This is a genomic window from Gemmatimonadaceae bacterium (assembly GCA_035533015.1).
Classification (GTDB): Bacteria; Gemmatimonadota; Gemmatimonadetes; order Gemmatimonadales; family Gemmatimonadaceae; genus JAGWRI01.
The window spans coordinates 1-11,065 of record DATLUQ010000027.1 but is presented as its reverse complement, the minus strand read 5'-3'; the positions used below and the strand labels follow the sequence as shown (position 1 = coordinate 11,065).

The following is an 11,065-nucleotide window of genomic DNA, read 5'->3' as shown; positions in this document are numbered from 1 at the left end:
TTGAGGACGAGCAGGTCGAGCGTGCCCTGCAGCACGTCGGCGGACGGGGCCATCGGGTCTCCTGTCGAACGGACAGAGGAGAATGCGATGCCTTCTGTCGGGTGTCAAGGGGAAGGCGCGGGCCGGGGGCGCGGTGGGCGCCGGCGCCCGTCAGCCCGGCGGCGTGAGCCCGACCAGCTCCAGGAGCTTGAGCGCGTTGCTCGACGTGGCCTTGCCCGGCCGCAGCGTGTAATCGAACGACATGGCCGGCACGCCGCCGGTGCGCGTGAACTGTTCGCTGAAGTGGACGTGGCGCGCCACCGCCGCGAGTTCGGGCGCGTCCACGAGCTGGAGGTCATGGGTGGTGACGGCGCCGATGGCGCCCGTGCGCGCGAGGTGGCTGAGCACGTAGCGCGCGGCGATGGTGCGCTCGGCGGAATTGGTGCCGTGCAGGATCTCGTCCAGCAGGTACACGAGGGCGCGCGGAGCATCGCTGCGCGCGGCGTCGGCGGCGTCGACCACGGCCTTGAGCCGCTGCAACTCGGCCATGAAGTGGCTCACCCCGCGCTCAAGCGAGTCGTCGATACGCATACTAGTATACAACCCCGCGGGGGGATGCACGAAGCGGCGCGCGCACACCGCCGAACCCGCCTGGCTGAGCACGAGGTTGAGGCCGATGGACCGGAGGAGCGTGCTCTTGCCGGCCATGTTCGAGCCGGTGATGACGAGGATGGCGCCCGCCGGGCCCACGGAGACGTCGTTGCGCACGCCCACGGCGGGCGGCAGCAGCGGGTGGCCCAGCGCCTCGGCGTCGACGGTGGCGTGGTCGCGGGGCGCGATCTCGGAGAAGCTCCAATCGGGATTGTCGAACGCCAGGGTGGCGAGCGCCGACAGCGCCTCCAACTCGCCGAGCGCGGCCAGCCAATCGGCCACGCGGCGGCCGTGGGTGCGCTGCCAGCGTTCGAGCAGGTGGGCGACGTGGAAATCCCAGAGGGTGAGCGTGTTGACCACGAAGTACAGCATGGGCGACAGCCGCAGTTCGGTGCAGTCGGCGAGGGCGGTGAGCGCGCGCATTGACAGGTGGGCCGGGCGGGGTGGTCCGGCGAGGCGCTGGTGAATGGCGAGGAGGGCGGGCGACGCGAACCGTTCGCCGGCCACGAGGCGCGCCATGCCGGCGTAGCGGCGCAGCGCGTTGGCCTGCCCGACCACCGGGGCGAAGCTCGCGGTGAGCGACCGGCCCGATCGCACGGTGAGTATCCACCCGACCAGCGCGGGCGCGATCCAGTACGCGTGTGCGACGAAGCCCGTGGTCTGCGCCACGACGAGCGCCATGGTGGCGAGCGGCACGACGACGCTGGCCGCGAGGAGCGCCGGCCGCCGCGTGAGCCACCCGGTTGCGGCGGCCCAGCGCGCCAATTGCTGGACGCCGTCGGGGGTTGCGGTGATGCGCATGCCGGCCATGGCGAGTTCGTCGCGGAACTCGTACCGGTCGCGAAGCTCGTCCACGGCGCGTTGGCGCGCGCGAATCTGCTCGGGCTCGGCCGGCGCCACGAGCCACGCCCTGAGCGTCGCGCGTCCGGGGGTGTCGCTCATGGGCGGCATCAACTGCGTGAGCGAGGCGGGACCGAACACGTCGAGGTCGACGGCGTAGGGATGTGCGGCGGGCTCGGCCGGCCAGCGTCCGTTGGGGAGCCGGTCCCACGCGCGAGCCACGCGATGGCCGCCCGCGTCGGCCAGCGCGATCAGGTCGTCGGTGCGGTGCAGGCGGTGCTTGGCGCGGCGACTGGTCCTGACCATCCAGACGAACGCGGCCGTGACGATCAACGCCGCGGCGAGCCACTCGTTGCGCGCGACGTTGCTGGAGGCCCACCGGGCCACGGCCAGGACGGCGGCCACGAACGTCGCGAGGCGCACGGCGCCCAGCCGTTCGACGGCGCGGGCCTGCCCCGCGCGCTGGGCGCGATGGCCGGCGGCAAGCGTGGCGTACCAGTTCGAGCGGTCGGGCGCGTTCTCCATATCCGGAAGATGGGGGGTGGGCCCAGATCCCGCCGGGGGCGGGGGATCAGCCGCCCGTCTTGCCTATGAACTTCAAGTAGTCGTCGCGCGCTTCCATGAACGTGTAGCGCGGGTCGGCGCGGATCTCGCGCATGGAGATCGTGCCGCCGGCGAGTGCGCAGCGGAGCGCGGTGAACGTGCGATCGCTGTCCAAGCGCAGCGCGTAGGCGCGCGCCCGCTCGCGGCACACCACCGGGCTGTCGGGTTCGATCTCGGCCGCGATGTCGAGTACGGCGAGCGCGCGCGACGGATCGCGCACGTTGATGTACGCCTCAGGTTCGTAGAACGACAGATGGCCGAACACCTCCGCCAGGCGGCGCGCGGCCCAGTCGGCGCGCACCGAATCGGCGGTGTCGGCGATCCACGCCTGGAGCGGTGCGATGCGGAGGCTGTCGTTGAGGCGGCGCAAATCGGGCACGCCGGGGCGCTCGCGCAGGTCGATGAGGGTGGCGATCAGCGAGCGGCGCATGTCGAGCGTGACGGCGACGAGGGAGTCGCGTTTGGCACGCCACCGCCGCACGGCCGGGTCGGCGGCCAGGGCGCGCGCACGCGCGCGGGCGTACGACACGTCGTGCGTGCCGGCCCACGCGATGGCGGCGTTCTCCCACTGGTCGGCGGCCAGCGCCGGACGCCGCGCGCCTTCGACGGCTGCCGCGCCGGCGGAATCGACCGCGAACAGCGAGTCCACGAGCACGGAATCGACCGGCCGGAGATGGCGGATCATGGCGCGCGCCTCGAGCCATCCGAGGGTCTGTGCCATGACGGCGGCCGGGGGCCAGCCGCTGGCGCCAGAAAAGACGTCGAGCCGGCGCGGCGTGGAGTCGGCGCGCAGTGCCGCGGCGCCGCGCATGACGTCGTCGTACCCGTAGCTCCGGTTGCCCGACGCGAGCGCTACGTCGAACGGCGGCTTGCCCGGGTGCGCGGCCTGCCAGGCGCTGTCCAGCGGTCCGGCGGCGCCCACCGATACGATTCCTGGAATGTGGCCGGACGACCCGTACGCGAAGATCCAGGCGTCGTTGGCGGTACCGGCGAGCCCGGCGATGTAGATGCGCGCGGTGTCGAGGTGGAACGCCGAGAACGCATCGGAGAGCATGACGTTCACGATGCGCTGGTTGGCTGCGGGTGTGAGGTCGCCCCGCGCATCGTAGCTGCTCAGGGCCACCCAGCCGAGGCGCTGGACGGCGCCGGTGACGCGGCTGAGCGCAGTATCGGCTCGGCCGGCGGGGTCGAGCAGGATAAGCAGGGGCGTGGCGTGGACGCCGGTATAGCCGCGCGGGATGTAGGCGGCGTAGCGGTTGCTGGTGTCCGCTCTGGCGATGAGCGGGCCCAGGACCCGTCCCGTGAATGCCGTGTCGAGCGTCTGGGCGCCGACGCCCGCGGCGGAGACGACGAGCGCGATCACGGCGGAGGCGCGGGCGAGCGTTGTCATGGGTGTCAGGCCTCGAGGGCGAGCAAGGCGAACGTGGCCAGCCAGTGTTCGCCCATGTAGTCGCCGGCGACGTGCGGCAGGCTGGCGGCGAGGTGCAATTCCGCGGACTCGCGGGCGATCGCGGCGCGCGGGTCGCCGGCGGCGAGCGACCGCGCGATGGCCCGCCAGCACCAGGCGCGGGAGAGGTTGAGCCCGTCGAGGTGGGCGATCTTGCCGTCGGACCGGTCGCTCACGTGCGCCGGGCGGAAGAGCGTGGCGGGCTGGCGCTGGGCGAGCCGCGGGAGGAAGCGGTGAAGCCAGGCTTCGAACCCCGCCGCCGGCATGGCGCGCCGCATGCACTCCGCCTCGATGAGCGCCGAGGAGAGGAAGTCGTCGCCGCCGGGCTCCCACGCCTGGCAGTCGGCGTCGTCGCCGTACCACGCATTGGCCTTCTCGCGGATCAGGTCGGCGAACGCGGTGTCGCCGGCGGCTGCGGCGTAATCGAGGGCCAGGGCGAGCGCGAACGCGGTGTTGAAGTGCGTGCCGACGCGCACGGGATAGGTGGCTCTGGGCAGGAACGCGCGGAACCGGGCCACGAATGCGTTGGTGAGTGGGGCCAGCGCGGCGTGCCAGCGCCGTCCGTCGCCGGTGGTGTGGCGGGCCAGTTCGCCGCCGAGCATGAGCAGCCATGCCCACCCGTAGGGCCGCTCGAACCCGGCGCGGGAGGGCTGCCGGAGGTAGGCGAGCTCGCCGGCCAGGGCGGTGGGCGTGAGGTGCGCGTCGAACAGTGCGTGGATGCGTGGCGCCTCGGGGAGCGTGGGGAAGCGGCGCAGGAGCCGGGCGAGCAGCCAGTAGCCGTGGACGCAGGAGTGCCAGTCGAAGCTGCCGTAGAACACGGGGTGCAGCGCGCGGGGGCCGAGCAGGTCGTCGGGCCCGGTGAGCACATGGTCGAGCTTGTTGGGGTATTCCCGGGTGACGTGGCCGAGCGCGATGGACGCGAACCGGGCGGCCACGGCCGGCGTGAGCGTGGAGGGGTCTGGCGGCATGGTCAGTAGCGGAATACGAGGAAGTACATGAGCAGGATGTTGACGGCGAGCAGCGCGAGTCCGGTGGGAATCTGGACCCTGATGACCGCATTCTCGTCGGGCAGCTCGAGCAGCGCCGCCGGGACGATGTTGAAGTTGGCGGCCATCGGCGTCATCAGTGTTCCACAATAACCGGAGAGCATGCCGAGGGCGGCCATGATCGCCGGGTCGCCGCCGAATTTCGTGACGATGAGCGGCAGGCCGATGCCGGCGGTCATCACGGGAAAGGCGGCGAAGGCGTTGCCCATGACGATGGTGAACAGCGCCATGCCCACGGCGTACGTGATCACGACGACGATGGCCGTGTCGAGCGGAATCCACCGGTTGACGAGCGTGGAGACCACGGTGCCGACGCCGGCCAGCGCGAACAGCGCGCCCAGGGCGGCGAGCATCTGCGGCAGGACGGCGGCCCACCCCACGGCATCCATGAGGCGGCGGGCTTCGACGATGGGCGCCGCGGCGGGCGACCGCATCATGGCCATGCCGACGGCCAGCGCCACCAGGGTGGCCAGGGCGAGCGAGATCACGGTGACCTGCGACGGATCCACGAGCGCCACGCCGTCCACCCGGAGCCTCGTGAACACGATGGTGCCGGCCACCGTGACCGCGGGCACGAGCAACGCGGGGATGAACAGCTTGTTCCCCCAGCGCGCGGCGCTCGCCTCGCGTTCCGCGGCCGTGACCAGCTCGGGGCCGCCACGCCCCAGGCCGCCGATGCTCGACACGAGCACCATGGCGATGACCAGGCACCCGTCGACGAAGTCGGGCAGATGGCTGCCGAACAGAAACGTGATCGCGTAGATGCCCCAGAACGCGCCCTTGTTGAAGCGTTTGGCGTCGGCCCGGTCGAACAGATTCACCAGGGCGATGCCGGCGAGCATCACGCCCATCAGGAGGTAGACCGCTTCGAGGCCGATCATGGCCGTTCTTCTCCAGAACCGGCCGGTGAATGGGTAGGAGGGTCGGAGGGTAGGAGGGTAGGAGAGGGAACTACCTTTACGGTGCGGCTGCCCAGATCGCGCTTCAACTTCCGGTCGAGGAGCATCAGGCGTATGGAGTGAATGACGAAGGCCGAGACGGCCGTTGGAACCGCCCATTTGGCGAGCGTGGTGGGCTGGACGTTGATGCCGTTCTGCGCCAGAAAGCCCTTGATGAGGAGAATGGACCCGATGGCGATGAAGATGTCCTCGCCGAAGAAGACGCCGATGTTGTCCACGGCGGCGGCGTTGGCGCGGATGAGATAGCGCGTGTCGTCGGGCAGGTTGCCGTAGCGCGTTTCGGCGGCCGCTTCGGCCATGGGCGCGACGAGCGGCCGCACCATCTGCGGATGTCCGCCAAGGGACGTGAGGCCGAGGGACGCCGTGATCTGGCGCAGGGCGAGATACGCCATGAGCACGCGCCCGGTGGTGGCAGCGTGGATACGCGCGATCAGGTCGCGGGCGCGCTCCTTGAGTCCGCTGCGCTCGAGCAGGCCGATCACGGGCAGCACCATCCATACGATGGCCACGTAGCGGTTGAGCGTGAACGCCTTGCCGAACTCCGAGATCACGGCGGGCAGGCTGAGGCCGCCGGCGAGGCCGGTGACGATACCCGCGCACGTCACGACGAGCAGGGCATTGAAGCGGAGGGCGAAGCCGACGATGACGACGAGGACGCCGAGGAGAGTCAGCATAGGGGCAAAAGGTACGACGCGGCGGGCGGCGGCGACACCATTTCGTGACGCGCCCGGCTTTCGACGGCGGGTGGGTGCGTGATAGGTTCTCGGTATGCGCGCACTCCCGTTCCTCCTCGCGTTCGCCGCGCTGCACTCGCTGGCCGCCCAGCAGCCGGTGCGCAGCGTGCCCGATCCCGGGGTGATCGCCACCGACCAGCGCGTGACGCCGGCGGGCGTTCAGACGGTGTTCCGCGGCCGCGTGGCCGGCGTGCGGTTCGGCCCCACGGCCAGCGTGATCTGGGTGGCGGTACCCGGCGCGGCGTACGAACTCGACTGGCGCGACAACCGTGTGCTCGCCGTGGCGCACTTCAGCGGCACGCCGGGCGTGCATGGCGTGGCGCTGGACCCGGCATCGGGCCGCGTGCTGGTGTCGTCGGTGGGCCTGCTGCCGGCCGGCATGGAGACGAGCCGCACGCCGGGCAGCGGAGCGCTGCGGCGCGGCGCGGCGGTGGCGCAGCTCACCGCATTCACGGCGTCCGGACGCGTGGGCGATTCGGCGCAGGCGACGCTCAACTCCGGAGCGCTGGGCTCGTACATGGCCGGCGCGCCGGGGGTGGCGCGTCTGGCCAACGCGACGGGCCATCGCGTGGCGGTGGTGCCGCTGCCGGCCAACGACCAGGTGGCGATCATCGATGCGGACCGCGGGACGGTGCTGCGCACGCTGGACGCGGGCGTGCTGCCGGTGGCGGCGGTGGTGGCCGACGACGGGTCGGCGGCGTGGATCACGAACTTCGGCGGCCCGAAGCCGGCGAGCGGCGACCGCGCGGCGCGTCAGTGCTGCGATCCGATGGCTGAGCCGGTGCGCGTGGATGCACGCGGCATCGCCGAGCCCGGCACGGTGGCGCGCATCGACCTCGTGACGGGGCGCATCACGCGCACGGTGGTGGTGGGCAGGCATCCCACGGGCATGGCGTGGGACCAAGCGCGTGGCCGGCTGTACGTGGCCGACGGCAACTCGGACGCCGTGAGCGTGATCGATTCGCGCACCGGCGCCTCGCTTGCCACGCTGCACGTGCGGCCGTTCTTCGAGACCCGGATCGGGCTCGCGCCCACGGCGGTGGCGGTGGCTCCCGATGGGCACACGCTGTTCGTGGCGCTCGGCGGGGCGAACGCCGTGGCGATGTATGACGTGGCGGGTGCCGGGGCGCGGCCGACGTTCGCGTTCCGCGGGCTCATTCCCACGGGGTGGTATCCGGCGGCGCTCGACGTGAGCCCCGACGGCTCGACGCTGGCAGTGGGGACGCTGCTCGGCGTGGGCTCGGGCACGGGCACCACCCCGGGCTCGCCCGGGAAAACGGGGCGCCAGGTGTACGCCGTGCGCGGCTCGGTGAACGTGATCGCCGTGCCGAGCGAGGCCGAACTGGCCGCGTACACGACCTCGGTGGCCCGCAACGACCGGCTGACGTTGAAGGGCGAGCACGTGGCGATCGCGGTTCGATCCGACGCGCCGCCGCGCGCGGTGCCCGAGCGACCGGGCGAACGGTCGCTCATCGACCACGTGGTGTTCGTCGTGCGCGAGAACCGGACGTACGATCAGGTGCTCGGTGACGAGGGACGCGGGGCCAGCGACAGTTCGCTCGTGATCTACGGGCGCGACGTGACGCCGAACGCGCACGCGCTTTCGGATCAGTTCGTGCTGCTCGACCACTTCTTCGCGTCGGGGGGCAACTCGGCCGACGGCCACCAGTGGCTGACGCAGGCCAACGAGACCGACTATCCGATGTGGCCGCTGTACCAGGGGCGCAGCTATCCGTCGGAGGGCGACGACGCGCTCACCTACTCGCTGGGCGGGTTCTTGTGGGAGGACGCGGAAGCGAAGGGGAAGTCTGTGGCGGTGTTCGGCGAGTACGCGCCGGCGCCGTCGGACTCGATCTCGAGCGTCCGGCGCCGGCTGCTGGCCGAGTACCGGGACTCGGCGTCGCACGACGCGGTGTACTTCCGGAACGCGGCGCGCAAGACGTACGACACGCATTCCGACATCCCGTCGCTCGACAAGGTGCTGGTGCGCGAGTATCCCGGGTGGACGCAGGAGCTGCCGGACGTGGTGAAGGCCGACATCTTCGACGAGCACGTGCGCGAGTGGACGGCGTCCGGCCGCATGCCAAATCTCGTGATGGTCATTCTGCCCAGCGATCACACGAACGGCACGTCGCCGGGCTGGAGCACGCCCAAGGCGTCGGTAGCCGACAACGATCTCGCGCTCGGGCACATGGTAGAGGCGCTCACGCATTCGCCGTTCTGGAAGTCGATGGCGATTCTCGTGGTGGAGGATGACGCGCAGAACGGCGTGGACCACATCGACGGCCATCGCACCGTGGCGCTCGCGATCTCGCCGTATGCGCGGCGCGGGGCGATCGACAGCACCTTCTACAGCCAGCCGAGCATGGTGAAGACCGTGGAGTTGATGCTGGGGCTGCCGGCGCTGAGCATGTTCGATCTCGTGGCGCACGACATGCGCGCGAGTTTCCTCGATCCGGGGCAGGCCCCCGACTTCACGCCGTACCGGGCGCTCGTGCCGGCGCAGTCGATCTACGACGTGAATGCGCGCGTGGGAGCGCTGCACGGACCGGCGCGGGCCGCCGCGCTGGCGTCGTCGCGCATGCGGTTGGACATACCCGACGCGGCGCCGAGCGATGTGTTGAACCGCATTCTGTGGCACGATGCGCGCGGGTGGAACACGCCGTACCCGGGTGTGCACCAGTCGCTGTTCTTCCCGATGTCGGTGGATCTCCCCGACGACGAGCGCGAGAAGCGGGGTGGGGCGGATTCCACCGCGGGGCGCCGCCGGTAGCGGAGCGGCGGGCGGGTGCGCGCCGCGCACCATCTCGCTATGGTATGACCATGCATGTCTTGGCGGGCGACGTCGGGGGAACCAACGCGCGGCTGGCGATCGCGGACGTGGAACGCGGCGCCGCGCGCATCGTGCACGAACGCGACTATCCGAGCGCCGACTACGATGGGCTGGGCACCATCGTGCGCGCATTTCTCGACGAGGCAGGCGCGCGGCCGGCGCAGGGGTGCGTAGCGATTGCGGGTCCCGTGGTGGGCGACGTGGCGCAGGCCACCAACCTGCCGTGGACGGTGGATCGCGCGCAGGTGGCGGGGGCGATCGGCATCGAGCGGTTCGGGCTGATCAATGATTTCTTCGCGGTGGGCGTGGGCCTCGAGTTCCTGGCGTCGGAGGATCTGGTCACGCTGCAGGCGGGCGAGCCGCGCGAACACGGCGCCGTGGCGTACCTCGGCGCGGGGACCGGGCTTGGCGTGGGGTTCCGGCTGTGGGGCGGGACGGCGTACCGCGTGTACGCGTCGGAGGGTGGCCATACCGACTTCGCGCCGCGCAACCCGCGGCAGGACGGGCTGCTGCGGTTCCTGCGGGGCAAGTACGGCCGTGCGTCCAATGAGCGTGTGCTGTCGGGCGCCGGGCTGGCCGATCTCTACCGGTATCTCGAATCGGAGCGCGTCGCTCCCAAGCAGGCGGCGGTCGAACGGCAGATGGCCCGCGAAGATCCGGCCGCCGTGGTCACCGCGCACGCGCTGGCCGGCGACGACGCGCTGTGCGCCCAGGCGTTGGACCTGTTCGTGGAGGTCCTGGGCGGCGTGACGGGCAACCTCGCGCTGATCGCGGTAGCGACCGGCGGCCTCTACATCGCGGGCGGGATCGCGCCGCGCATCGTTCGGCAACTGCAGGGCCAGACGTTCCGCGACGCGCTGCACGACCAGGGACGCTTGTCGCCGCTGGTGGCCAAGGCCCCGGTGTATGTGGTCATGAACACCAAGGTCGGGCTGCTGGGCGCCGCGGGATTCGCCGCGCGGCTCTGATCAACCGGTACGCAGTCCTCCGCGGGCCATGGGCAGCGCGCGCACCCGGGTGCCGGTCGCGTCGAAGATCGCGGCGCCGACCGCGGGCGCGACTCCGAAGATCGGCGTTTCGCCGGCCCCCATGGGCGTTTCGTCCTTGCGGTCGATGAGCACGACGTCGAGGTCGGGCACGTCGGAGAAGCGCGGTACGCGGTACTGCGCGAGGTGCGCGTTGCGCACCACGCCGTGGTCGAAATCGATGGCCTCGAACAGCGCGCCGCCGATTCCCTGGATGAACGCGCCCTCGACCTGATTGCGCAGGATGTCGGGATTGACCACCGCACCGCAGTCGAACGCACTCACGCCGCGGACGAGCCTGACCGAGCCCGTAGAGCGGTCCACCGCGACCTCGATGGCCGTGGCGATGTAGCCGCCCTTCTCGAAGCCGCCGGCGATGCCCACGCCGTGTCCTTCGGCGCGCGGCCGGCCCCAGTTGAAGCGGTCGGCCGCCGTCTGGAATGCGGCGCGAAGCCGCTCGTCCTTCAGGTTCTTGAGACGAAATGCGAGCGGGTCCATGCCGACGGTATGGGCCAGTTCGTCGACGTGCATCTCGCGCGCGAAATGATTGGCCGTGGCGGCCAGCCCGCGATACGATCCCTGGCGCAAGGGCGAGTCGCTCGGGTGGAACTCCACGCGCTGGTTGGCGATGGCGTACATGGGCCGGATGGCGGCGGGCCCCGAGTTGTAGTTGTCGAACGCCCACGCGGTGAGCGTGCCGTCGGCCGTCATGCCGGCGTTCACGTCGATCACGCCGGCCGGGCGGAAGTAGGCCCAGCGGAATTCCTCTTCGCGCGTCCAGACGAGCTTGACCGGTTTGTGCGCGGCGCGGGCCAGGCGGGCGGCTTCGACGGCGCATTCGCCGGTGTGCTTGCCGCCGTAGGCCGACCCGGTGTCGGGCATGATCACCCGCACGCGGTCGTCGGCCAGGTCGAAGGCGCGCATCAACTCTTCCTTCACCCCGAAGGG

The 11,065-nt window shown here is 71.2% G+C and carries 8 protein-coding genes; 2 read left to right on the top strand and 6 right to left on the bottom strand.

The features are described 5' to 3' along the window. Positions 1-150 precede the first annotated feature (150 nt). Genes VNF92_05300 through VNF92_05280 form a run of 5 tightly spaced genes read right to left on the bottom strand, consistent with a single transcriptional unit; the run spans position 151 to position 6,199 of the window. Positions 151-1,995: a hypothetical protein gene (locus tag VNF92_05300; GenBank protein ID HVA57284.1), complete on the bottom strand. Its 1,845-nt coding sequence runs from the start codon at positions 1,993-1,995 to the stop codon at positions 151-153. Positions 1,996-2,041: 46 nt separating this feature from the next. Beyond that, a complete protein-coding gene (locus tag VNF92_05295) occupies positions 2,042-3,463 on the bottom strand; it encodes a hypothetical protein (GenBank protein HVA57283.1) in 1,422 nt (473 codons plus the stop codon). Positions 3,464-3,468: 5 nt separating this feature from the next. Then, a complete protein-coding gene (locus VNF92_05290) occupies positions 3,469-4,488 on the bottom strand; it encodes a DUF2891 domain-containing protein (GenBank protein HVA57282.1) in 1,020 nt (339 codons plus the stop codon). A gap of 2 nt (positions 4,489-4,490) precedes the next feature. Beyond that, on the bottom strand, positions 4,491-5,447 hold the full coding sequence (locus tag VNF92_05285) for a DUF979 domain-containing protein (GenBank protein ID HVA57281.1): 957 nt from the start codon (positions 5,445-5,447) through the stop codon (positions 4,491-4,493). Then, complete coding sequence (locus tag VNF92_05280; protein ID HVA57280.1) at positions 5,444-6,199, bottom strand: DUF969 domain-containing protein; 756 nt, start codon at positions 6,197-6,199, stop codon at positions 5,444-5,446. Before VNF92_05280 ends, VNF92_05285 begins: the two co-directional genes overlap by 4 nt. 94 nt (positions 6,200-6,293) lie before the next feature. On the opposite strand from VNF92_05280, the gene VNF92_05275 reads away from it, so the two are divergent. Next, positions 6,294-9,032, top strand: a complete 2,739-nt coding sequence (locus VNF92_05275) for an alkaline phosphatase family protein (GenBank protein ID HVA57279.1) — start codon at positions 6,294-6,296, stop codon at positions 9,030-9,032. Positions 9,033-9,076: 44 nt separating this feature from the next. Beyond that, positions 9,077-10,060 (top strand): glucokinase, encoded by a 984-nt coding sequence (gene glk / locus VNF92_05270; GenBank protein HVA57278.1) that lies wholly within the window; start codon positions 9,077-9,079, stop codon positions 10,058-10,060. Here glk and VNF92_05265 read toward each other — a convergent pair. Next, a partial coding sequence (locus VNF92_05265) for a molybdopterin cofactor-binding domain-containing protein (protein HVA57277.1) occupies positions 10,061-11,065 on the bottom strand: 1,005 nt, incomplete at its 5' end. It lies immediately after the preceding gene.

What these genes read in the sequence shown, in the direction of transcription:
- VNF92_05300 (HVA57284.1), bottom strand. Translation starts at nt 1,995, where the DNA reads ATGGAGAACGCGCCCGACCGCTCGAACTGGTACGCCACGCTTGCCGCC.
- VNF92_05295 (HVA57283.1), bottom strand. Translation starts at nt 3,463, where the DNA reads ATGACAACGCTCGCCCGCGCCTCCGCCGTGATCGCGCTCGTCGTCTCC.
- VNF92_05290 (HVA57282.1), bottom strand. Translation starts at nt 4,488, where the DNA reads ATGCCGCCAGACCCCTCCACGCTCACGCCGGCCGTGGCCGCCCGGTTC.
- VNF92_05285 (HVA57281.1), bottom strand. Translation starts at nt 5,447, where the DNA reads ATGATCGGCCTCGAAGCGGTCTACCTCCTGATGGGCGTGATGCTCGCC.
- VNF92_05280 (HVA57280.1), bottom strand. Translation starts at nt 6,199, where the DNA reads ATGCTGACTCTCCTCGGCGTCCTCGTCGTCATCGTCGGCTTCGCCCTC.
- VNF92_05275 (HVA57279.1), top strand. Translation starts at nt 6,294, where the DNA reads ATGCGCGCACTCCCGTTCCTCCTCGCGTTCGCCGCGCTGCACTCGCTG.
- glk (HVA57278.1), top strand. Translation starts at nt 9,077, where the DNA reads ATGACCATGCATGTCTTGGCGGGCGACGTCGGGGGAACCAACGCGCGG.